This window comes from Chryseobacterium sp. 'Rf worker isolate 10', from assembly GCF_050753305.1.
Classification (GTDB): domain Bacteria; phylum Bacteroidota; class Bacteroidia; order Flavobacteriales; family Weeksellaceae; genus Chryseobacterium.
Window position 1 is genome coordinate 1,020,240 of record NZ_JBOZOF010000001.1, and the last position, 25,728, is coordinate 1,045,967.

The 25,728-nt window shown below is 36.8% G+C and carries 15 protein-coding genes; 7 read left to right on the forward strand and 8 right to left on the reverse strand.

From position 1 onward, the window contains the following. Positions 1 to 36 precede the first annotated feature (36 nt). A complete protein-coding gene (locus tag LKL37_RS04495; protein ID WP_431609398.1) occupies positions 37 to 2,400 on the forward strand; it encodes a patatin-like phospholipase family protein in 2,364 nt (787 codons plus the stop codon). Between the two features lie 108 nt (positions 2,401 to 2,508). Here the strand turns inward: LKL37_RS04495 and LKL37_RS04500 are convergent, their stop codons facing one another. The 8 genes from LKL37_RS04500 to LKL37_RS04535 all read right to left on the reverse strand — a co-directional run bounded on the left by LKL37_RS04500 (position 2,509) and on the right by LKL37_RS04535 (position 14,927). Next, positions 2,509 to 3,648: a cytochrome-c peroxidase gene (locus LKL37_RS04500; RefSeq protein WP_431609399.1), complete on the reverse strand. Its 1,140-nt coding sequence runs from the start codon at positions 3,646 to 3,648 to the stop codon at positions 2,509 to 2,511. 7 nt (positions 3,649 to 3,655) lie between these two features. Further along, entirely contained in the window at positions 3,656 to 5,170 is a 1,515-nt protein-coding gene (locus LKL37_RS04505) for a DUF6850 family outer membrane beta-barrel protein (RefSeq protein ID WP_431609400.1), read from the reverse strand. 1 nt (position 5,171) lies between these two features. Beyond that, positions 5,172 to 6,392 (reverse strand): DUF4876 domain-containing protein, encoded by a 1,221-nt coding sequence (locus tag LKL37_RS04510; protein ID WP_431609401.1) that lies wholly within the window; start codon positions 6,390 to 6,392, stop codon positions 5,172 to 5,174. Between the two features lie 21 nt (positions 6,393 to 6,413). Continuing rightward, entirely contained in the window at positions 6,414 to 9,209 is a 2,796-nt protein-coding gene (locus LKL37_RS04515) for a TonB-dependent receptor plug domain-containing protein (RefSeq protein WP_431609403.1), read from the reverse strand. A 299-nt stretch (positions 9,210 to 9,508) separates the two neighbouring features. After that, positions 9,509 to 11,470 (reverse strand): T9SS type A sorting domain-containing protein, encoded by a 1,962-nt coding sequence (locus LKL37_RS04520; protein WP_431609404.1) that lies wholly within the window; start codon positions 11,468 to 11,470, stop codon positions 9,509 to 9,511. A 160-nt stretch (positions 11,471 to 11,630) separates the two neighbouring features. Continuing rightward, positions 11,631 to 12,809: an acyl-CoA dehydrogenase family protein gene (locus LKL37_RS04525; protein WP_431609405.1), complete on the reverse strand. Its 1,179-nt coding sequence runs from the start codon at positions 12,807 to 12,809 to the stop codon at positions 11,631 to 11,633. Positions 12,810 to 12,937: 128 nt separating this feature from the next. Continuing rightward, entirely contained in the window at positions 12,938 to 13,726 is a 789-nt protein-coding gene (locus LKL37_RS04530; RefSeq protein WP_431609406.1) for an NUDIX hydrolase, read from the reverse strand. Positions 13,727 to 13,742: 16 nt separating this feature from the next. Then, positions 13,743 to 14,927, reverse strand: coding sequence for an MFS transporter (locus tag LKL37_RS04535; RefSeq protein ID WP_431609407.1), 1,185 nt, complete (start codon positions 14,925 to 14,927; stop codon positions 13,743 to 13,745). 176 nt (positions 14,928 to 15,103) lie between these two features. On the opposite strand from LKL37_RS04535, the gene LKL37_RS04540 reads away from it, so the two are divergent. The 6 genes from LKL37_RS04540 (at position 15,104) to LKL37_RS04565 (ending at position 25,625) form a co-directional block, all read left to right on the forward strand. After that, on the forward strand, positions 15,104 to 18,019 hold the full coding sequence (locus LKL37_RS04540) for a SusC/RagA family TonB-linked outer membrane protein (RefSeq protein ID WP_431609408.1): 2,916 nt from the start codon (positions 15,104 to 15,106) through the stop codon (positions 18,017 to 18,019). Positions 18,020 to 18,029: 10 nt separating this feature from the next. Continuing rightward, complete coding sequence (locus tag LKL37_RS04545; protein WP_431609409.1) at positions 18,030 to 19,568, forward strand: RagB/SusD family nutrient uptake outer membrane protein; 1,539 nt, start codon at positions 18,030 to 18,032, stop codon at positions 19,566 to 19,568. Between the two features lie 2 nt (positions 19,569 to 19,570). After that, complete coding sequence (locus tag LKL37_RS04550) at positions 19,571 to 20,995, forward strand: glycoside hydrolase family 30 protein (RefSeq protein WP_431609411.1); 1,425 nt, start codon at positions 19,571 to 19,573, stop codon at positions 20,993 to 20,995. Positions 20,996 to 21,004: 9 nt separating this feature from the next. Further along, positions 21,005 to 23,227 carry a beta-glucosidase BglX gene (bglX, locus tag LKL37_RS04555; protein WP_431609412.1) on the forward strand — a complete coding sequence of 741 codons (2,223 nt, stop codon included), beginning with the start codon at positions 21,005 to 21,007 and terminating at the stop codon, positions 23,225 to 23,227. 108 nt (positions 23,228 to 23,335) lie between these two features. Beyond that, positions 23,336 to 24,145 carry a glycoside hydrolase family 16 protein gene (locus LKL37_RS04560; protein WP_431609413.1) on the forward strand — a complete coding sequence of 270 codons (810 nt, stop codon included), beginning with the start codon at positions 23,336 to 23,338 and terminating at the stop codon, positions 24,143 to 24,145. Positions 24,146 to 24,185: 40 nt separating this feature from the next. Beyond that, the gene (locus LKL37_RS04565) at positions 24,186 to 25,625 is read left to right on the forward strand and encodes a glycoside hydrolase family 30 protein (protein WP_431609414.1); all 1,440 of its coding nucleotides are present in this window, start codon (positions 24,186 to 24,188) and stop codon (positions 25,623 to 25,625) included. The last annotated feature ends 103 nt before the right edge of the window (positions 25,626 to 25,728 follow it).

Genomic DNA, 25,728 nt, shown 5'->3' on the forward strand with positions numbered 1-25,728 from the left:
TAAAGATTTAAATTAAACACTAGAAGAAGCATATACATGAAAAAAATATTGATATTTTTAGCTATAGCCATTTCTCTTATTATCAAATCTCAGCAAAAAAAAGACTCTCTTAATCCTAACCTTCAGAATATAACTAAAGATACCAAATTTGGTCTGGCTCTTAGTGGTGGTGGTGCGAAAGGATTTGCCCACATCGGCATTCTGAAAATGATTGATTCACTAGGGATTAAAGTGGATTATATTACAGGAACCAGTATGGGAGGTATTTTGGGAGGGCTTTATGCTATGGGATATAATGCTGATGAGTTGAAGAATACCGTTTATAAAATGGACTGGAGCAGGATTTTGAGTAATAAAATCCCTTATAATAAAATCAATATCAGCGAGAAAGACGAATATGATAAATACATCCTTGAATTTCCGGTAGTGAAAGGAATTCCTACACTTCCAAGTTCTTATATTGAGGGGCAATATATGGGGGAAGTTCTTAATACGCTTACTTTCAATGCAAAACATATCAACGATTTCAGTAAACTGAGAATTCCTGTTCAGCTTACTTCATCCGATATTGAAAACGGAGGTCTGGTGATGCAGAAAGAAGGATCCTTACCATTAGCTATTCGTTCTACATTGGCGATTCCTGCGGCTTTTGCTCCTGTTTATATTGACGGAAAGCTTCTGGTAGATGGCGGATTGGATCGTAATTATCCGGCTAATGAGGTTCGGGAGATGGGAGCTGATTTTGTAATCGGAGGGTATACCGGTTTCAGACTTTTTACCAAAAAAGAAATTGAGAATCCGATGAAAATGATTTATCAGACTCATGCCATCCGTTCTGTGGAAGATTTTAAGCATCAAAAAGAATTGTCCAACATCCTCGTAGATTTCGTAAATCCATTAGGAGAGATTACAACAAAAGATTTTGACAAATTCAGAAAGATTATTAAAATAGGAGAGATTGAGGCAAAGAAGCATCTTCCTGAGTTTGTGGCTTTGGCAGAAGCTCAAAGAAAATTAGGAATCAAGTATGAACACACGATGATTGAAGAAGTCCAGCTGCCTACTGTAAAATTCACTTTTAATGAAGAAGATGGAACTCCTATGACAGATGCTGCAGAGATTGAAGTAATGAAAAAGCAGATGGGACTTACGGAAGGGAAGTATTACGATGCGAAAACTGTTAATGAAGCAATAGACCGGGTATTCGGAATGCGCCTGTATCTAAAAGTGTATTATACTTACACGAATGTAAATGACGGTCTTGTAATGAATATTTTTGTTAAAAGAGCAAAGAAAGGAGCTTTTAAACTGGCTCTGCACTATGATACAGAGCAGTCGGTTGGAATTATTGTTAATTATACCTACAGGAATATTATTCTGAACAGATCAAGATTTTTGGCAACGGTAGATATTTCCGAACGTTTTAAGGCTAAATTAGCTTATCAGCAGTTCCTGGATAACGGAGATCGTTTGTGGCTGGATCTGGAGGCTAAGATGATTAATCTTAAAAGTAATGATTTGAACTTCAGACTGTACTCTATCAATGAAGATGGCAGTGACCGCTTTCCTAACCATATGTACCGTAACATAACCGGAAAGATTGCTCTTAATTATAATATTACTCCCAACGCATATCTGTCATTGGGAACAGAGTTCAGTACAGAAAGAATGTACAGTTTACTGGATAAAGTAGATCAGTCAAAAGTGGACAATTACAGTAACAAATTGTATAACCACAGCAATTTCAATACATTTCTGAAGTTTGAACAGAACAATCTTAATAAGAGATACTTTACAACAAAAGGGAACCATCTTCAGGTGAGCACAAGATTTTATTACGGTGACAGGTATCAGCTTTATGATCTGGAAACAGTACAACCTATTTTAAATGTTATACTAAACCCTGAAACGGAAGGGTACTTCCGACCTAAAAATCTGATATCTTTTACTTTAAATGAAAATTTCTATCATCCGATCACAAGAAGGTTAACGGTAAAAGCAAATATATTTTTGGGAGCAAGTTTTGGTTCAAAGAGGGATGATCAGGTTCCTTACCTTTTTCTCAATCAGAAATATAATCTTGGAGGAAGTGAATACAATTATGATATGCTAAGCCCTGAATTCAATGGGCTTCGTCAGAAAGAGATTCCTGTGACTTCGGTTGCTAAGGCAGCCCTATCATTTCAGTACAGAATTATGAAAAAACTATATCTTACCCCTTCAATTAGTTATGGAAAAGCAAGTGGCGAATTTTCTCCTTTTAATGAAAGCGAAGATATATTTGGTTATGGAGTGAATTTAGGATATGAATCTGTTATAGGTCCTATCAGTCTTAATATTTCCAGAAATGACGTGCTTGATTTTTCAAGGATCTATTTCAGTGTAGGCTTCAAGTTTTAAAGAATAACGTATCAATTTAGAAGATATTAAAAATCCTTTTATCTAAAATACTGATTTAGATAAAAGGATTTGCTGTTTATAGGATCAATTGTTTAATCTTTTTTAAATCTATTTTCTTGGGATTTCCGGTCTTGGCATTTTATAATAGCTTCCGGACATACTTTTTAAAAATGCAACAATGGCATCCATTTCCTGCTCATTTAAGTGTAAAGGCTTTATCAGATGATCGGTAACCGGAAAATTAGGATCAGCTTTCTTTTCTTCGGGAGTAGGATTAATCATCTGCATACCGCTGTTGTATAAACTAACAATGCCATGCATGTCATCCATCAGCCCGTTGTGCATCCATGGAGCGGTATAATCAAGATCTCTCAGAGAAGGGGTTTTAAATTTCCCCGTATCATCCGGATTTTTAGTGATATGATAAAGCCCTAGATCTTCATACTCTCGTTTGTAGTATGTAAGTCCTATATTGTGAAAAGATTCATCTGTAAGGTTTTTTCCGTAGTGGCAGTTCATACACCTTGCTTTGGTACGGAATAGATGCATCCCATAAATTTCCTTGTCACTCATGGCTTTATAATCACCTTTGATGAATTTATCTAGCTTGCTGGGCTGGCTTCTGATTGTTCTTTGAAAAGTAGCCAATGCTTTTGCGATTTTATCAAATGTGATTTTATCAGTTTGATAAACTTCTTTAAAAAGCTGTCTGTATTCTTTCAGTTTAGATAGCTTTCCAGCCAGTTTTTCCGGTTTCATATTCATTTCGTTATGAGCAGAAATAGGTCCTACAAGCTGTTTTTCCAGTGTTTTGGCTCTTCCGTCCCAGAAATAGGACTGGCGGTCTCCAATATTGAACAGAGACTGTGTATTTCTTTTTCCCTGCAAATGATCTGTTCCCAATGCCACCTCCTGGCCATCTCCCCAACCCAATTCAGGATTGTGACAGCTGCTGCAGGATACCTGACTGGATTGTGACAATTTGGGATCAAAAAATAGCTTTTTTCCAAGCATTACTTCAGGGAGTTCCTGGGTGTCATAATAGTTGGAATCCCATTCAATAGCCTCAAATTCTTTCCAATTGACCTCTTCATCCACTGAAGGTTTTGGCCAGTATTTTATAGGCTTTTTATATTGCTCCACAGTTTCTCCATAATCTACTCTGTACTTTTGAAGAGTATGCTGCATAAAGAACAGAGAAATTCCTCCAAGAACTGCAATTAATTTAATATCTGAAAATTTTACCATAATGTGTTTAAAAAATACTTCCTATGCTGACTGCCAATAAAGCATTGCTGCCATTTTTAAAATTGGTGTACATGATTTTGCCTCCTACAAAAGCATTTTTAACAACCGGGAAGTTGAAATGAAAATTGATATCAAGCTTTGCCTGCCAGAAATCCGAAGACTGAAATATATAGTTTTCCTGAAGCATAGCGTTGATAGACTGCTTTCCGGAATTGTTGAAAAGAGCATCCTTTTGATAGACATTGGTTCCTGAAAGTCCCGCTGTTACAGACAATATCTGTTGATGATCAAAAGTTTTCATCCATTGATAATCCGCACCATACATAAGCTTACTTAATTCTATTCTTGATAGAGGGCTGCTGTATTTTTCCTTTTCCTGAATCCATCCAAAGAAGGGTATCAGAGAGGATTTTGCCTTTTCATTACCCATCTGTATAAGCCCTTTGAAAATGATAGTATTGATCTTATGATTATATTTTTCCACACTTCCGATCTGTATATAATTTCTTGAATTTTCATTCAGAAAGAGGTTTTCAGTTCCTTTTCTCTCTGTGCTGTTTCCTTCGGCAGAAATTCCCCAGACTGTTTTTCCTGAATCAAAGAATTTTCCGGCGGAAAAGCTGAATTGCTGTTCATCAATTTTTGAAGCGTTGAGATCTGCATATTCTGTCAATAGTTTATCAAGATTAAACTTTTTAAGGCCAATATTCAGATACCAGTTTCTGCTTTCAGCTTCAAAGATCTGTAAACCTCCTCCATAAGACCACCATTCATAATAGGCCTGACGGAGTTTCCCGGAAAGCAATTCATTGTAATTTCCCATTCCGCTCATATTATAAATCAGAGGGTATCCCTGATTGCTGACAAAGCTCAGATAATGTTTTTGAGTATATTTTTCAGCATTCACATAAGCTCCGATTTTGAACTTTTGGAACATCAGTTTGTTGGCTCCCATTGCCAGAGAAAAATGAGCCGCAGTATTTTTCGGTCGAGGATCTACATCTCTATAACTCAATGTTGCCTGATAACTTCCAGTAATTCCTAAAGTATAGGTATTGATTTTTCGGGAATATCCTCCTGAAAAACTATAGTTTTCAAATTTCATATTACCACCCACGCTATCTGCTGCTACATAAGGATAAATGAGTTCATAATCTGAATTTTCATTCCATACCACCTGCTTATTTTTCCCCTGTGTGTATGAGGCATTCCCCCAGACTGATGTTTGGTCATCGAGCTTTTGTAAGCTGTAAACTTCTGCACCCCATAGGTTTTTCCCTTTTCCTTTCTGTTTCAGTTGATTGGGAGTGTTGCTTTTTTCCGTAAACACATTAAAGGTTGTGATGCTGTATTTCCTTCCTCCGGCATAACTGGCAGGATTGAGCATAATATTGTTTTTAATAAGCCTTTCAAAGCTGTATTCTTCACGTACTTTTTCTATGATGGTATCATTGGCCTGAGCGTGCAGTTTTGCACCAGAAAAAGATAGTAACAGGATCGATATGGAAAGAAAATATTTCATTTTAATTGAATAAAGATGGCTTTACACCATGTTCAAAATCTGTTGTAGAGTTATTGGTATCTTTAAGGATATTTTTACCATCCATTGTTTTTCCGGTTACTTTTCTGCGTACAGCTTTTCCAAAACGGTTTTTATCTCTGTCAAAAGCAGCTACGGAAGTCCATCCCATATCCAAAGAAGGAGAAGTTACCTGCCATTGGAAAGAATCCTGTACACTTAAATTGACAGCATCTGTGATCCATTCATTTGGGATTTTGACAGCGGTTCCGTCCATAGGATACACATCACCATTTATCGTAAGGTTGTAGGTATAGGTATAAGTGTTTTGGGCAACCAGAGCTTCGTTGGTCATTCCCTGCGGCATACGTGCCAAAGCATACGCATAATAGCCCTGTGTATGAATTACCATTTTTTCAAAAACATTTACCATTTTCGGAACGGCAGGATTGTCAATATCATCAGAATCTTCTTTAAAAATCTGGAAGTTGGCACTGGAAAGATTAATGGAAGAGGGATTAAAATCTTTATGATTAATGGCATCTTCCGCAATAATAATTGATTCCCCGGCTTTTACAGGGTACATCGTTCCGTTTCCTGGAATTCTGATAATAGCACCGGCAGATAGAGTAGTTCCCATGATGTTGGGGCTGTAATCCTGTTTTTCATTCGTCATAAAGCTGGATTGTATTAACAACATACCATCGGCATACAAAGTTTTGTCCGTATTATTGGTGATTTTAAAATACTGATCACCGAAATACATGGCTCCCTGTGGTGTTTTGGTTCCTGTAAAGAAAATTTCTTCCAGGATCAGATCACTGCTGGCACCTGATTTCAAAGAAAGTTCTAAAGTTTTGCTGGTCTCACTGCCATTGATTACGATTCCATTCTGTACACCGGCAACTTTAGCTTCTATTGAACCGGAATTATCACCATACATAATACTTCCTTCTGCAGTAATGTTATACGTTCCTGAAGGAAGCACAACCTGCAAAACGTTAGTGTTTTTAAGCTCCTGAGTAATGGTAAATCCTGAATTTAACTCTTTGAAACTGATGGTAAGATTTTTATATTCTTTAACCTGAATATTGTCAGGAACTAATTTAAGTTCAAGCTTTAATGAGGTTTTTGCTTCCGGAGCATCGTTTGAATCTGAAGAACAAGCTGTAATGGCAAAAGCTGCACACAAAACGAACAGTGTTCTTAATACATGTTTTAACATAATTTATTGAATTGAAATTGTTTATAAATTGAAATTGATTTCCATTCCGAAATAAGGATCATAAGCGCCTTTTCTATTGATGGTAAATCCGTTGATGTTGTAAGGGGTATAATAGCTGAATAGTCTGTTGGCAAACATGGAAACGACCACCGCTTTATTTCTGAAACTTTTGGTTACTTTCAGATTGAGATTCATTTCCATAGGCCTTCTGGTGGTATTGTATAAATTCTCATTCTGAGCAATCATAAGACTTTCCAATATCGTTCCTTTTACAGCATCCGGATTGTAAGGGAGAACAGTACCATTTTGATCTACATAATGACTTGGAATTCCGCTCATAGGAAGAACTTTTCTCATAGAATACCATGAAAACTGAAATGATGAAGAAAAAACAAGATCCAGGCGGGGAATATAAGTGTCCATCATCAGATTGGTATTCAAAACTTCATTCACCGAATTGGGTTCCATACCTTCATATAACCCGAGATAAGGATAAGGCCTTCCGTTGATCAATAAATCTCTTCCTCTATAGACCGGAAGACTATTACCATATTTTGTGCGAAACCACGCTCCATTTAAAGTAAACCTTGTATTAATTACAGGAATTCTATTGGAGGAATATTGAAATTCAATACCTTCTTTATCCACTTTGCTTCCATTTCGCTGAGTGGTGTAAAGAAAGTTTTCATTCACTGTCTGATAGGGAAGTGTGTTCACATCCGGTGGGGAAGTGATGGCATCATGATTCAGTCCTGAAGTATCGTATTTTTTGTACTGATACAAAGCATTTTCATTCATAGAACGGAATGCATTGCGCATATTTTCTTTAAAAACAGTCACCGAAAGCTGATGTGCTCCCAGACTGAAATCAACTCTTGCTTCAAATTTTTCATTCACAGCGGGTTCTATCTCCGGATTCTGTGAATTGTAAATCAGTGTTTTATAATTGATTCTTCTGTAATTTGGATTATTATGAAAATAATTCAGCTGCTGGATATCTTTATAAATAAGTTCCGGATACAGAAGGTTGAGATCAGGGAAGAGACTTTGTTTTCCATATCCTAATGTTAAAGCTAAGGTTGCCTTTTTATTCATCAAATCAAAAGAGGGAAGTTCCCACTGGAAATTGGCTCTTGGGTCTGCATACAATTTCCCATTCATTTTGAAATGAGAAGGCAGATTCATCATTGTGTTTCCTCTGAGTCCTAATGCCAGTATAAGTTGATGTTTACCTGCTTGTAATGAGTTGACAGATTCCAGAAACAATGCAGAAGTCATATAAGCAGGAATATCGCGGTAAGCACGCGGTCTGAATGTTGCTTTGGGATCAATCGGTCTGTAGTTATCAAATAATTGTCCTTTACCCCAGTTTTTGCTCATTTGCCAGTCAAATCCGGCATTGAACTCATGCGTTACCGATTTATAATTAATCTGAAAATTATTAATCATTTTGACAAACAGATCAAGAGGTTTTCCGTCTACTGTATAATTTGAAATATAGCGGGGTTCAGGGTAGTAGCCATCATATTCTCCTTCCGTTGTGGATAGAGGAAAGGCGGTTGCATTTTCAAGTTGAATAAATTTAGTCTGCTTGATTTTGTCAAATCTCTGGTTGACTGTTGCCTGAATTTCGGTAGAACGGTAGAATGAAGGTTCATTTTTAGTATAATTGAACAGGTTAGAAAGACTCAACAAATGATTATTCACTTCATAAGAGTTGAGTTCAGATAAATCGATATCAGGATCTGATTTTGAACCATCCAGAGAACCTGTATAACTAATATTGCTCTGCCATTTTGCTGTTCCATGATCATATTTTTTTTCTTTTATTATGGCAAGATGAGCGGTAATTCTTTTATAACTTTCCAGACGGTCTCTTGGGTCGGTCTTTGCATTCAGATAATCCAGACCTGTATTTATTTTGAGATCTTTTTCTTTGTTTTCAAAACCTTTGCTCACTGCAAAAAGCTTACTGTAGCCGTCTGCTTTAAATCTGGCTTTCCATTTTGTATATCCGGATTTGTTCGTGATTTTTACAATTCCTGAAGTCAGATTTCCATAGATGACGGAAGGGATTCCGCGGAGAACTTCCACACTTTCAATCTGGTCTGTGGAAATGGTTCGCATATCCACACCGCTGGTTATATTAAGCCTTCGTTTAAGCCCGTTATTTGTTTTATCTGAAAAATCATAAGAATACTGCAGGTTGGCATTGGAGTTCAAAGGAGCACCATCCACCAAAAATGTAGTTCCCATAGAAGACGTATTATAATCGGTGCCGGGTCTTCCGGTTTCGCGGAGACTGATCTTATTGACCTGATTAAGAACAGGATCATTTGACCTTCCACCGGGAAGAAGTTCCAGAAGATCAGAGAAACTGGATGGCTGCAAATGCTGCATAGCCCGCTGATTAATGATGGAAGAAGAGGTAAGTCCTTTTCCTTCTTTAGCCGTAATCACTACTTCTTCAATCGTATTGAGCTTTTCCTGAAATGGCAGAGTGAAAGTTTCTGTTTTTGTCACAAATATTTTATTGGAATATCCTGGAATTCCATTTTTCCATGCTTCTATTTTGTATTTTCCCGGGATAATAGAAATGGTAGCGATTCCTTTTTCATCGGTAGATATTGAATAGGAATTTTCTTCATTGGAAATCTTGATTTCGGTGTCTTTCAACGAAGATTGATCTTTGCTTTTTACTTCAAAAGTAATTGTAAACTGTAAATTCTGTGACTTGACTGCTGTAATCGTGATGAAAAAAATAAGAAAACTGAAAAATCGGAGCCTCAAAGGGAATCGGGAGTCATTATGTACCATCTGGCATTATTCTTTCGGCAAAAGTAGGAGCCTCAATATTAGTTTGCTAATTTTATTTAGAATAATTTAAAATAAATGACAAGAATCATTTATACAATTTTAATCTTATTTTTATTAAAAGTTAAAATTGAAGAGTGTAAAATGATAGGCAATAATGGATTACGTAATTTTATAGTTTCTCATTGAAATTTATATCTAATTATTTTTTGTGGAGTTATTTGGTTTCTGATATCAAAAAGCACTTCATCGCTGAAGTGCCAAAAATTAACTTGAAATGAGATTATTGAAGAGGATTGTTGCTAGAGTTTTATTTTTTTATTGATGACTTTTCCGTTAGAAAGTGTGATTTGTACAAGATATACGCCAGGTTCTAGGTTTCTGGATTCAAACAACGGTTTGTTAACTTCCTGCTGAACAATCAGAGTACCGGAAATACTGTAGATGCTGATATTTTTAATATCATTGCTGGATCTGGCAACAATTTGTTGCTTTTGAGCATAGATATCGGTATTGTTTTCCAGTGAAGGAGTACCACCAACAGCTTTATTGAACTGAAGATTATAATAAGGAGTAACTACCTCAAACGTATAGTTTTTATTCTCCAGATCCTGGACGTTGATCCCTCTGGCTTCTCGATATTGTTTTTGAGAAATACTTTTGATCAGCGTTTTATTTTCGTCAAAAATATTCACTGCAGTAAGTTCTTCCTGATCCACTTTTAATTGGAGAAGTGATGCATTCGCAGATTGTACGATTTCGTTTTCAGCAACTTCTTTCGGTGTGTTTTTGATGTATGGAATTATTTTATTTTCATTGTTTTCCGATACTTTCAACAGATAAACTCCGTCTTTTAAAGCTGATAAGCTGCCGTCACCACTGGCTGTTCTGCTCTGAGCTTTTTCTTTATTGAAATCAGTAATTTCAACCAGCTGCATGCTGCCTAAATCTGGTTTTATCTGTGAGGATAAAAGGGTAGGCTTGTCAGAAGTTTTCTCTGCTGACTGTTTGCCAAAAATTGATCCTGCAATAGCCCATTCATTAAGAAGTCCGCCGCTTCTCAACGTATTGAATTTCGCATTGGAAGCTAAAGTAAATGGCAGAATTCCTCCCACATGTCCTAGTGGTCCCCAGTAGAAAGAATCCAGTTTGTATTTATTCAGATCCCACCATGGATAATATCCGCGCTGAACATCAATCGTTTTGGAAGTATTTTCCGGCGGAATAGCTAAATCTATAGTAGAATGCCCCAATGTCATCGGTGTTTTATTATACCAGTCGTACACATCCTTAGGCTTCATGCATAGTCTGAGCTTGTTATTGGGATTATTGGTAACATCATTCACGAAGCTGGTTGTAAAGAGCTTTCTCCATATCACAGGACCCCATAAAAGCCCGCCATTATCCTGAACAACATGATAATTGTATTTGTCAAGATATTCAGTAGAAATAACTTCTGAAATGTTGTTAGTGTACGTTTTATAGCCTGTATTGTTGCAGGTATGAAGAACGTTAGCCAGGAATGAAGTAAACGGATAAATATCTTTTTCCAGGACGCCTTTATTTAAAGTTACTCCGGAAAAATCATACGGTCCGTCTCCCATATACGCATATTTGAATTTTATATTATTGGGATTCGAAATGCTTAATCTTTTTAGGGTAGACATGGCAGCATGTGCGCCCTGAGAATATCCGGCTAAGAAATATTCGTCATAACGTTTAATGTTCAATTGTGCCAATACTTTATTGGCAGCAGTAACGAAATCAATGGTCGCACCGGCTTCTGTAGCGTAATCTACATAAGGATGGACTCCGTCGCCAGATCCCATACCTACATAGTCAGGTGCCATTAGAATATAACCGTTAAGTACATAAGATAATTCCACAACAAATCCTGCAGTTAAAGCCCCTTTGAAATTGGAAGGAACATTATCTCTGCTGTCCGTTGTTCCGTGATCTGATACCACAGTTGAAAGTTTGAAAGGTACATTAGGATACATAAGCAATCCGGTTGCTTTTACAAGTACATTGTTTTCATTTTTGGTGTAGTAAGTAATCTTGTATCCTTTCAGGCCAATATTAAAGCTGTTTAGATAACTGGCAAATTCCGGTGCATTCTGATCGCCAAGATTATTGGCTATAAAATTGATAACTCCCTGTGGGGTAAGATCCAGTTTCTGTTCGGCGCTTACAACATCACCAGCTTGTTGTGCAAAATAAAATGGAGCCGTAAGACCCAATAAAAAAGTCGTAATTTTTTTCATATTGATGGTTTTTTGTGTTGTTTAAGGTAATAACTTTAATAAACAGACAAAAACATTATAGCATCAATAATTATTCATTGAATATCAATTCTCTGAAAAGTGAGTAAAACAAAAGAATCTGACCATTGGCCAGACTCTTTCTTTATAGGTTTATCTTTCTTTAGAAAGCGTTAATTCCTGTAATATCTAAACCAGTGATTAACAAATGAACGTCATGAGTTCCTTCATAAGTAATTACAGATTCCAGGTTCGCGGCATGTCTCATCATTGGGAACTCACCCATGATTCCCATACCGCCAAGAATCTGTCTTGATTCTCTGGCAATGTCAATAGCCATTTTCACGTTGTTACGTTTTGCCATTGAGATTTGAGCTGGAGTTGCCGTGTGGGCATTTTTAAGATTTCCTAACTGAAGGCATAATAACTGAGCTTTTGTAATCTCTGTTAAGAATTCAGCCAATTTTTTCTGTTGAAGCTGGTAAGAACCGATTGGTTTTCCAAACTGATTTCTTTCTTTAGAATACTGAACAGCAGTACAGTAGCAGTCAATTGCTGCTCCTATTACTCCCCAAGAAATTCCATATCTTGCTGAATTAAGACAAGATAGAGGTCCTTTCAACCCTGTTACTCCAGGAAGAAGGTTCTCTTTAGGCACTTTTACATTATTGAATACCAGTTCTCCTGTTTTGGAAGCCCTTAAGCTCCATTTATTGTGAGTTTCAGGAGTGGTGAAACCTTCCATTCCTCTTTCAACGATTAACCCCTGTACTTTTCCTTCCTCATTTTTTGCCCATACCACTGCGATATCGCATAGAGGAGAATTGGTGATCCACATTTTAGCACCATTTAAAAGATAATGATCTCCCATATCTTTAAAATAAGTTTCCATAGAACTTGGGTCAGAACCATGGTTAGGCTCTGTTAATCCAAAAGATCCGATCATTTCTCCTGCAGCAAGCTTAGGAAGATATTTCATTTTCTGTTCCTCAGAACCGAATTCATTGATAGGAAACATCACCAAAGAGCTCTGTACCGAAGCAGCAGAACGTACTGCAGAATCTCCTCTTTCCAATTCCTGCATAATTAAACCATAAGAAATCTGGTCTAATCCTGAACCGCCATACTCAACCGGAATGTAAGGTCCCAGCGCTCCGATTTTCCCCAATTCTCTCATAAGATTAGGTAGATCTGTATGATTTTGAGCGGCCTGATCAATCTGCGGCATTACAAAACTTTCAACCCAGTCTCTTACAGATTGGCGGATTAGTTTGTGTTCTTCAGTAAGTAAAGCATCAATTCCATAATAATCAGGGATGCTTGTAAGAGGATAATATGACATGATTTTTTGATTTTGTTAAAAATAGCATTTTTCGTGATGTCTGAAAAGTTTTTTTAGAAACTTATTTCTGTATTGGTTTTCAGTAATATACTGCTATTTTATTGATGATTTTGGTTAAATTTATATTTTTATGACTCCTCATCATTTGAGATGGGATACTGATTGGTAGAATTATGAACTTCAGTTTTAAATTTATACAGATAGGGAGCTTTATTGGCCGACCCGTCGTACAATTTTTCCATTCTGTCAAGGATATTTAAACTTAAAATTTTTCGCTGAAAGTTATTTCTTCTGAATTTCTGTCCTAAAATAGTTTCATAGAGAGCCTGAAGGTCTTTCATCGTAAATTTTTCCGGAAGCAGGTTACTTGCTGCAACTTCTGTATTGATGTTCATTCTAAGATATTCCAGCCCGGTTTCTATAATTCGGTCATGGTCGAAAGCCATTTTGGGCAGGTTATTTACTTCAAACCATTCACAACTTTCATTGAAAGCATCCGGAAAAGTATCAGCTAATGAAAAATCAATAAGACTGCAATACCCTACCGTCACAAAACGCTGAAAGATCCAGTGGTCTTCAGGAACAGCTATACCTTTATTTTGAAGAAGAATCTGATGTACATTGTTCTCAGTACGGTCTATCCTTCCAAATGTGTGAAACTGTTTCAAAAATAATCCTTTAAGATGTGTTCTTTCATGCAAAACCCTTTCAGCCGCTTCTCTAAGGTCCTCATCATTGAAAACAAAACCACCTGGAAGTGACCACAGATCGAGATCATGATATTTTAAAAGCAGAACTTTCAGAATATTATTATGAAAGCCGAATATAGTGCAGTCAACAGAAATATGTGCTACGAAATCTTTAGTATCGATAAGTTCCCGAAGCGTTTCTTTACTTTTTGTGTCTTTGATTTTCATGGTAGTAAAAATAAAACTATTTTCTATTTGTGACAGTAAAATATATTAAACTAATCACAAAAAGCAGAATTACAGAGGATAAGATATATAATGGATAGTAATTTAACAGCTGTTTTTCGAATAAAACGGCCATAATAATTGAACTGACAGAGCTTCCCAAAGAAGAAAAAATCACAATTAGGGATGTGAACAGATTGATTTTATCTTTATCCACCTGCGCAATCATTCTCGAGTTGATAACAGGGTAGAGTGGCGAAAGGAATAGACCAATAACCGGAAACAGGAAAAGAAGCATTCTGGAATCTTCCGAATCAAAATACTGTATGCAGACTATCATGATAAGCAACGTGATAATAAGAGCCATGCAAGTAATATAGTATCTTGGTAATGCGAATCTTTTGATAATGTTAGCCGTAGCAGTTCTCCCCGCATAAGAAAAAATGGATAAAAAAGAAGTAGCCTGAAGAGCAAAAAAAGAATTGACTTTCAGATGGTTTTTGTAGAAAGATGGAAGCCAGGAATTGAATCCCTGTTCTACAAAAACGATAAAAAATACGACTCCTAAAAATAAAGCTACAGCCGGGGTAGTAAATCCTGATAACTCAGAGAGAATACTTTTGTTTTCTATAGGCTTGGATTCTACTATTTCTATTTTTGAAAGCAGAAAAATGGTAAACACAGCTAATAAAGCAATTAATAAGAAACCAAATTTCCAGAATTCTGAATACTGGCTGGAAATTACCCAACCAAACCCGGTATTTACCACGAAAATTCCGATCATGAAAGAAGCCTCTACATTATTCATGGTTTTTGCCAAAGATTTTTCATCCGAAATATTATTCCTGATGATTCCAAAGACACAGATCTTACCAATAGCAAAACAGGCTCCTATAATGGCAAACCACAATTTGTAGAACCAGAAAACCTCCACAAACGGAAGCAGGCAGGAACAGAGCCCAACAATCGTCAAAGCTAAAATCAAAGCTTTTTTAGGTCCGGTTTTGTTAATAAAGCTCACCGCAAAAAGCGAAATGAAGGCAATAGGTAAATCTTTAAAAGACTCTAATAGCCCCAATTCTCCATAAGTGATTTTCTCCTCAGATAACTGCAGAATGACAAGTCCCATACAGTTTAAAACCATTGAAAAAATAAGAAAGGTAAGTTTTAAAGGAAGAGATATTTTTGAAGGCTTGACGATCATTTTGGGAGATAACTTGATTAATTTTTTATGATATTTTATGAAATATTGATGCGAAGATAGGGCTTCTAACCCTGAAAAATAAAAGAAAAATTAAAATATTTATGAATAGAATGTTAATTAATTAAAAAAAAATATATTTTTATTGTCTCAATTTGAGAATTAAACAATAACTGTATATGAATGTAAGAATATCAAGAAGCGTAGGAGTGGTTGCCGTCCTCTATTTTACGGCCAACTTCAGTGCCCAGACCAAACAGGTGAAGGACACACTTGCTAAAGAAAACAAAATAGACGAAGTTGTAGTTATCGGTTACGGTACTCAGAAAAAGAGTAATGTGACAGGAGCTATAGCCAGTATTAAAGCCAGTGATATAGAGAATGCTCCCACAGCAGGAAGACCAGAACAGGTACTGCAGGGAAGAGCTGCTGGTATTTCTGTCGTATCAAATTCAGGCCAGCCGGGAACTGCGGCAACAGTTCGCGTTCGTGGTATTACTAGTTTTGGAGCTGGGAGTAATGATCCTTTATGGGTAGTAGACGGAATTGTGGTAGATAATATTGGCTGGTTGAACCAGTCTGATATTGAAGGAATGGAAGTCCTAAAAGATGGTGCATCTGCTGCTATCTATGGGGTATCTGCTGCGAAAGGAGTTATTCTTATTACCACCAAGAAAGGAGCTAGAGGAAAATTAAATCTTTCTTATAATGGTTTCTTTGGTGTTGGAACAGTCTCTAAAAAACTTGATTTATTGAATGGATCTCAATATGCAACCATTATGAACGAGGCTTATATTAATGACGGCTTGAAACCTGTATTAGGAGATCCTTCATCTTATGGTACAGGAACAGATTGGCAAAAACAGATCTTTAACAGTGCGCAGCGTCAGTCACATGAATTCAGTATTAATGGAGGAAATGATAAATCTACTTTTTATTCATCTTTCGGATACTACGATCAGCAGGGAATTGTATTAAGAGATATTTCAAATTATAAAAGAGTTAATGCAAGATTAAATTCAACCCATAAAGTGTTTGACTTTTTGACAATAGGCCAAACCTTTGCATACACTCACACAAGATCTCAGGGAGTTACTGATAATGGAGAATTTGGCGGGCCGTTAAGCTCAGCGATAAATCTGGATCCATTAACACCTGTCATTGTGACTAATGGGATTAATAATGAACCCAACTTTAGTGACTACGTCAATAATCCAAATTATGTAAGAGATCCTAATGGAAATCCTTATGGGATTTCTCAATACGTAAGTAAAGAAATGAGCAATCCGCTGGCCTTCAGACAAACTAAACTAGGAGGATATAAGTGGTCCGATGATATTATAGCGAATGTATTTGCAGAATTAAAGCTTAATAAACACATCAGCTTTAAATCAAGTATGAACGGGAAACTTTCTTATTGGGGCGAGCAGGTGTTTACTCCCACTAACTATTTGAGTACTGCTAATAAAAATGACATCAACAATTTATTTAGACAGACCGATAAAAAATTTGAATGGAGTACTGAAAATACATTAACATACCAAAATAAGTTTGGATTACATAGTTTAAATGTATTATTAGGACAAGGCTACTATGAGTATAACATCTCTTCAGGACAGAATATAAGATTTACTAATCTTCCTGTTAATAACTGGGAAGATGCTTCTTTCAATTTTGATATTGCCCAGGAAAATAAAACAGGGAATGCATGGGACGGAAAACAAACCCACAAAGCTTCTTATTTTGCCAGAGTAGTTTATGATTATGACAATAAATATCTTTTCACGGGGACTATCCGTAGAGATGGTTCTTCAAAATTTGGAGGTAATAACCACTGGGGAAATTTCCCGGCAATGTCTTTAGGTTGGAATGTATCTAACGAAAATTTCTGGCCGGACAATAAAGTAGTTACTTCATTAAAACTGAGAGGTGGATACGGGGTGCTTGGTAATGATGCTATTGATGATTTCCAATTTGCTAATTTCCTGGTTGCGGGAAGCAATTATACATTTGGAGATAATATTATCCGAGTTGGCTATGCTCCGAGTACTCTTGAAAACCCTAATTTGAAATGGGAAAGAACATCACAACTCAATGTTGCTGCAGATCTTAAGATTTTCAGAAATTTTGATCTAAGTGTTGATGTTTACAGAAAAAAGAGTACAGATATCTTAAGAAGAGTTGAACTTCCAGGTTATTTAGGCTTAATTAATAACCCATTTAGAAATATTGGGGATATGAATAATGATGGAGTTGAAGTAAGTTTAGGATATAAAAAGAATTGGGGAGATTTCGGCTTCTCTGCGAATGGTAATTTTGCTTATTTGAAAAATGAAATTACGAGACTTGAAGATAACAGACCCTATGTAAACTTTGCAGGCTTCCAAACTCTTGGAACTGTTTCCAGATTACAGGTTGGTGAATCCTATGGCTCTTTCTATGGTTATAAAAACCTTGGTGTTTTTCAAAATCAGGCAGAAATTGATGCTTATAAAAATGCTAATGGAGCTTTGATTCAGCCTAACGCAAAACCTGGAGATTTTAAGAGACTTGATGCCAACGGTGATGGTGTGATTGATGAAAAAGATTTTGTAAACCTGGGTAATTCTGTACCAAAATATACATTTGGTTTAACCATCAATATGAATTATAAAAATTTGGATTTGATGATTTTTGCGCAAGGGCAGGCAGGAAATAAAATTTTCCAGGGACTTAGAAGGCTGGATATTCAGGAGGCTAATTATCAAACAGCAATTTTGGATCGCTGGACAGGAGAAGGAACATCCAATACGATAGCCAGAGTGACAAGAAATGATGATAATCAGAACTATACCAGAATGTCTGATTATTATCTTCAAAAAGGAGATTATTTACGTCTTAAATTAGTTCAGTTAGGATATACTTTATCTAAAGATGCTGCAAAAGCTGTCGGAGCTTCAAAAATAAGATTCTATGTAACAGCGGAAAACCTTGTAACTTTTACAAAATATACAGGATATGATCCTGAAATTGCAGGTACTGATACCTATGGTATCGACAGAGCTTTCTATCCACAGGCAAGAACCTTCCTTTTTGGGGCTAATGTTCAATTTTAAAGACAAAAAAATGAAAAACAAGAGATTTATCTATAAAAGCGTAACTGTTTTATTATTAACAGGTATAAGTTTTGGAGCCGTATCCTGCGATAAAGGAAATCTGGAAGATGTGAAGAACACAGGAACTTTTGATTCAGGAAACTATTTTAAAAATGAAGAACAGGCATTCAGTGGTCTGGTAGCTACTTACGATATGCTGAGAAAATATGCTGGAGGATTTGAAAATATGGTGACCTTCTTTAACGGTGCTTCTGATGATTTCTATTCAGGAGGAGGAAATTCTTCAGATGGCGCAGGAATTCAGGGATTTTCCAATTATTCAATTAATCCTATCATTATGCCTGCCAGTTACTGGAAGGACTATTATCAGGGAATTGCAAAGGCGAATCTTTTATTAGACAGAATACCCAACGCCAGTATGAATGAACAGACCAGAAAAAGATTTATTGCGGAAGCCAAAGTATTAAGATCATTATACTATTTTGAACTATTAAGAATGTTCAAGAATATTCCTATGATTTTGAAACCTGTTTTGGCTACTGATGATTTCTATAATATTCCTCAGGAAGATCCTGCAAAAGTATATGCTCAAATAGAATCTGATATTCTTTCAGCTATACCTGATCTTATGATGGTTCCATCAGGAGCAAGTGAAAAAGGGAGAATTACTCAAGGTACAGCTCATGCTATTTTAGGTAAAATTTATTTATATAATAAAAAGAACACTGAAGCGGCTGCTCAATTTGAAATGGTTAATGGTACACCAGGGCAAGTAAGTCAATATGGGTATAAATTGGTCAGTAACTTTGCAGACTTATGGAAGGTTGATAATAAATTTACTACAGAAGCAGTCCTTGAAGTAATGCATACCAATGTAAGTAGTGCTGATTGGTCGTTTTGGGGTCAAGGGAAAGATGAAGGTAATTCTGTGAATGTAATGCTGGGTATTAAATCTTACGGACGTGTTGCCAACGTACCAAATAATGATGCACCGGATCTTTATGCAAGCTGGGGATTTAATCCTGTTACAGATGATTTATTTAATTTTATGCAGGGAGATCCTCGTTTGGATGCTACAATCTTCAATGGCAAAAAATTCAAAGATGAAGGTAAAATTACTTATTCACCAGGATATAAAGATACAGGATATTTCTTAAATAAATATTTACCTAGAAATGCCGACAAATCTAATCTTCCGGGACCTACAGAACTGAATTTCCGTCAAAATTATATTGCAATAAGACTTGCAGATACTTATTTGATGGAAGCAGAGGCTTTAGGAGGAGCAGGAAGTAGAGCCCAGACTTTATTAGATGCAGTAAGAGCAAGAGTTGGTTTAGCATCAGTTCCAGTTTCTTTACAAGCTATTAAAGATGAAAGAAGAAGAGAACTTGCAGGGGAAGGGCACAGATGGTTTGACCTTGTAAGATGGGGGGATGCTCCAGCAAAATTGGGAGCCAGAGGATTTAAAACAGGTAAGAATGAAATTCTGCCAATTCCATTCAATGAATTAACAAATACAGCTTTAAAACAAAATCCTGGATACTAAACATGAAGTTTTACAACTTATATAGTTTCTTTAGAGGTGCCGCACTACTTAGTGGTGTGGCCCTTTTTCCTTTATCATGTACATCAGTAATGTCCAATAAAGGAAATGAAGTGCAGTACTGGCTTACAAAAGGTGATGAAAGTGTAAAATTACAGCAGCAGACTCCGGTTAAATTTGTAAATAACGCCAACAGCTTTCAGAATATTGAAATTGATGATGCTCAAAAGTTTCAATATGTTGATGGCTTTGGATATACATTAACAGGAGGAAGTGTTGAGGTAATCAACAGATTGTCACCTTCCAAAAGAAAAGCACTGCTTAACGAACTTTTTGGAACTGATAAAAATTCAATCTCCATCAGCTATTTAAGACTAAGCATTGGAGCTTCGGATCTTGATGGGGAAGTGTTTTCATACGATGATCTGCCTGAAGGGCAAACCGATGCTTCTCTCTCGAAATTCAGTCTTGCAAAAGATAAAGCTTTGATTTCTATGTTGAAAGAAATTTTAGAAATCAATCCAAAGATTAAAATCATTGCTGCTCCGTGGTCGGCTCCGGTTTGGATGAAAGACAACGGAAAATCAAAAGGAGGAAGCTTAAAACCTGAATTCTATGGAACGTATGCCCAATATTTTGTGAAATACATCTTGGGCATGAAAAAAGAAGGTATTACTATTGATGCTGTAACTCCACAGAATGAACCCCTTCATCCGGGAAATAATCCTAGCTTGTATATGCCGTCTGAGCAGCAAGGCGATTTTATTAAGAACAATCTTGGTCCGGTTTTTAAAGCCAATGGAATCACTACTAAAATTGTTGTCTATGACCACAATTGCAATAAACCTGAATATGCTATTGATATTTTAAAAGATGCAGAAGCAAACCAATATATAGATGGTTCAGCTTTTCATTTGTATGAAGGAGAAATTTCTGCATTGAGTATGGTGCATGAAGCTTTTCCAAATAAAAACCTATACTTTACTGAACAGTGGACAGGTTCAAAAGGAACTTTTACTGAAGACCTCAACTGGCATACGAAGAATGTAATTATCGGCTCTATGAGAAACTGGAGCAAAATAGCCTTAGAATGGAATCTTGCCAATGATCCGAAATTTGCCCCACATACAGCCGGCGGATGCACAGAATGTAAAGGAGCTATTACAGTTTCCGACAGAGAGAATTTCATCAGAAATGTTTCCTATTATATTATTGCCCACGCTTCGAAATTTATTCCTGCAGGATCTCAGCGTATCGCTTCCACACAGACCAATAAACTTTCCACTGCGGCATTTAAGACTCAATTTGGGAAAATAGTTTTAATTGTTCAGAACGATAATAAAGAAGATGAAAATTTTAATATTAAATTTGCCGGAAAAACCGCTGCAGTAACAATTTCAGGACGTTCTACAGCTACCTATATTTTTTAATTTGATACTATGAAAAGAGTTTATTTCTTACTGGCATTTTCCGTATTGGGATTGAATGCTTACGGGCAAAAGACAATTGATCAGAAAGTTGCAGAATTGTTGTCTAAAATGACATTGGAAGAGAAAGTAGGGCAAATGGTTCAGTATAGTGGGTTTGAATATGCCACAGGACCACAGCATTCCAATTCAGCGGCTGTTTTAGATGAAATAAAAAAAGGAAAAGTAGGTTCTATGCTGAATGTCGCAGGGTCAGAAGAAACCCGGGCTTTTCAGAAACTGGCCATGCAGTCAAGGTTGAAAATTCCTTTGCTGTTCGGGCAGGACGTTATCCATGGATACCGTACCACATTTCCTGTTAATCTGGGACAGGCAGCAAGCTGGGATCTGGGAATGATTGAAAAATCTGAAAGAATTGCTGCTACGGAAGCTGCTGCTTATGGTATTCACTGGACGTTTGCTCCCATGGTGGATATTGCCAGAGATCCGAGATGGGGAAGAGTAATGGAAGGCTCAGGAGAAGATACGTATCTGGGAACTAAGATAGGTTTAGCCAGAATCAAAGGATTTCAAGGCAGAGGTTTAGGAAGTCTCGATGCTGTAATGGCCTGTGCAAAACACTTTGCAGCCTATGGAGCTGCTGTTGGCGGAAGAGATTACAATTCTGTTGATATGAGCCTCAGACAGCTGAATGAAACGTATCTTCCTCCATTCAAAGCTGCAGCAGAAGCAGGTGTTGCCACTTTTATGAACTCTTTTAACGATATTAACGGAGTTCCTGCAACGGCCAACCAATATATTCAGAGAAACCTTTTAAAAGGAAAATGGAATTATAAAGGTTTTGTAGTTTCCGACTGGGGCAGCATTGGAGAAATGGTTCCTCATGGTTATGCTAAAGATGCTAATGAAGCCGCAGAAAGAGCTATAAAAGGGGGAAGTGATATGGATATGGAAAGCCGTGTCTACATGGCAGAACTTCCGAAATTGGTTAAAGAAGGAAAAGTAGATCCCAAACTGGTAGATGATGCAACAGGAAGAATCTTAACCAAGAAATTTGAAATGGGACTTTTCGATGATCCTTACAGGTTCAGTAATGAGAAAAGACAAAAAGAACAGACTGACAATCAGGAGAACAGAAAATTCGGAAGAGAATTCGGATCAAAAAGTATTGTTCTTCTTAAAAATCAGGTAAATATTCTTCCGCTTTCAAAAACGGTAAAAACAGTAGCTCTGATTGGGCCTTTCGGTAAAGAAACTGTGGCTAATCATGGGTTCTGGTCTGTTGCTTTCAAAGATGATAATCAAAGAATTGTTTCTCAATTTGACGGAATTAAAAATCAACTGGATAAAAACTCCACTTTATTATATGCTAAAGGCTGTAACGTAGATGATCAGGATAAAAGTCAGTTTGCAGAAGCCATAGAAACCGCAAAAAAAGCTGATGTTGTTATCATGACATTAGGAGAGGGTCATGCGATGAGCGGAGAAGCAAAAAGTAGAAGTAATATCGGGTTTACAGGCGTTCAGGAAGATTTATTGAAAGAAATTGCCAAAACTGGTAAACCAATCATTCTGATGATCAATGCGGGAAGACCTCTGATTTTCAACTGGGCTTCAGACAATATTCCTGCAATTGTGTATACGTGGTGGCTGGGAACAGAAGCCGGAAACTCTATTGCAGATGTTGTATTCGGCACGGTGAATCCCGGAGGGAAACTTCCAATGAGTTTTCCAAGAACAGAAGGTCAGATTCCTGTCTATTACAATCATTATAATACAGGAAGACCCGCAAAAAATAATACAGACAGAAACTATGTTTCAGCTTATATAGATCTTGATAATGATCCGAAATATCCGTTTGGGTACGGCTTAAGCTATACAGATTTTAAATATGCTGATATGGCTTTAAGCTCAGTAAGTCTTACAGGAAATCAGACTCTGAACATTAGCGTTACTGTTTCTAATACCGGAAAATATGATGGAGAGGAAGTAGTACAGCTTTATATAAGAGATCTTTTCGGAAAAGTAGTAAGACCTGTAAAAGAGCTGAAAGGTTTCCAGAAAATATTCATCAAAAAAGGAGAAAGTAAAAAGATCGATTTTAAACTTACTCCGGAAGATCTGAAGTTCTTTGATGACGAATTAAATTTTGACTGGGAAGGCGGAGAATTCGATATTATGATCGGAACCAATTCTCAAAATGTTCAGACCAAAAGAATTAACTGGACGAAATAAATTGAATTCAATTGAATTCAATAGGAGCGGGCTATAATCCTGAGCAGGGACGAAGAAAACCCGCTTATTAAGATATAAAAGAGCGGCTTTAGCCAAAACCTAATACATATGAATATCAAAGCTAAAAATCTCATCAAAATGTGTGCGGCAGGAATTTTATTCCTTTCCGTATTCAACTGTGCTTCAAACAAACCATATGCTGGCAGAACTTTGATTTGGAGTGATGAATTTAATGGCAAAGGACTTCCGGATTCATTAAAATGGAATTATGATGTAGGAGGTGGTGGTTATGGGAATGAAGAAGCTCAGTTTTATACCAAAAACAGGCTTGAAAATGCCAGAATGGAAAAAGGCAACCTCATCATTGAAGCCAGAAAAGAAAATTGGGATAAGAATAAATACACTTCTGCAAGACTTTTAACCAAAGGGAAATTCTCTTTTCAGTATGGAACAATAGAAGTGAGAGCAAAACTTCCCAAAGGTCGCGGAACATGGCCTGCCATCTGGATGATGAGCGAAAATATGAAGAAATGGCCGGATGACGGTGAACTGGATATCATGGAACATGTTGGTTTTAATCAGGGATATATCCATGCTTCTGTTCATACCAAAAAATACAATCATATTCAGGGAACACAGAAAACGGATACCCTGTTTGTGAAGGATGCCAGCGAGAAATTCCATGTCTATAAAGCAGACTGGACACCGGAAAAGATAGATGTTTATATCGATAACCAAAAAATTTTCACCTACGAGAATAAAGAGAAAAACAAGGAAGCATGGCCTTTTGACCAGCCTTACTTTATCCTTTTAAATCTTGCAGTAGGCGGTTTTTGGGGTGGGAAAGAAGGCGTTGATGATGCCATTTTTCCACAAAAGTATTACATAGATTATGTAAGGGTTTATAAGAATAAATAATGAAAAAGGGGACGATAGGTCCAAAAAACAAAAAAAAATCATGAGAAAACTAATTGTAAGTTGTTTTGTAGTAGGTGTTGTCATCAACGTCAATGCTCAGAATTATTGGAAAAAAAATGCAGGAAAAACAGCTAAAGTAGTCCTTACCAACTCGAAAGCGAATGAGAAGATGGTGGATAAAGGAGCCGTTAAGTTTGAACAGTTCGGGCAGCCTAAAGAAACGGATGCCTGTATTTTTGTGGCTCCGAATTTTAAATATCAAAAGTTAATAGGTATCGGAGGTGCTATTACAGATGCCTCAGCAGAGACTTTTTATAAAATGCCAAAGAACAAGCAGAAGGAAATTGTGGATGCCTATTTCGGGGAAAACGGATTGGGATATACCGTCGTCCGCACCAATATGAATTCCTGTGACTTTTCCAGTGATTCTTATACGTACGTAGAGGATAATGATACTTCCCTGAAAACTTTTAATGTTGCTCATGATGAGAAATATAAAATTCCTATGATTAAAGAAGCTCAGAAGGCGATTGGTAATAATTTTACCTTTTATTTCTCTCCATGGAGCCCACCGGCATGGATGAAATCAAACCAAAGCTTATACAAAGGAGGAAGATTGGAAAACCAGTATTACCAGACTTGGGCAGATTATTATATCAAATTCATCAAAGAATACGAAAAAAGAGGAATTAATATCTGGGGATTAACGGTTCAGAATGAGCCAATGGCTACTCAAAGCTGGGAATCATGTATCTACACCGCCGAAGAAGAAGGAGAATTCCTGAAAAAGAACCTTGGTCCAACCCTTTGGAAAAACGGATATAAAGATAAAAAAGTAATGATCTGGGATCACAACAGAGACCTTATCTATCAAAGAGCAACCACCACTTTAAGCGACCCTGAGACGGCAAAATATGCCAGCGGTATCGGCTATCACTGGTATGAAACATGGAATAATAAAACGCAGCTTTTTGATAACTTAGCAGAAACGCACAGAGCCTTTCCAGACAAATTCCTTGCATTCACCGAAGGATGTAAAGAGCAGTTCAATATGGATAAAATCTATGATGTAAGCTTAGGGGAACTATACAGCAAAAATATGCTGAACGACTTCAACAAAGGAAATGCTCTATGGACTGACTGGAATATTCTTCTGGATGAAACCGGAGGACCTAATCATAAAGGAAACTTCTGCTTTGCCCCAATTATCGCAGATACCAAAACAGGAGAAGTATTCTACACCTATGAATACTATTATATTGGCCATGTTTCAAAATATATCAAACCAAATGCCCAGAGAATTGGAAGTTCTTCGAACAGAGCTGCTCTTACATCTTCTGCATTTATGAATGAAAACGGACAATTGGTAACTGTTATCATGAATGATTCAGATAATGATATCGAAACCAATCTGTGGATTGAAGGAATGGCTGCCAAACTGAATGCTCCGGCACACTCTATACAGACCGTAATTTTATAATATCATATTAATATTATTTTTGACAGAATCGGGGGGGGGGGGGGGGGCGCCGCCGGCGAAGGATATTTTTTTTTTTTTTTTTTTTTTTTTTTTTTAAAAAAAA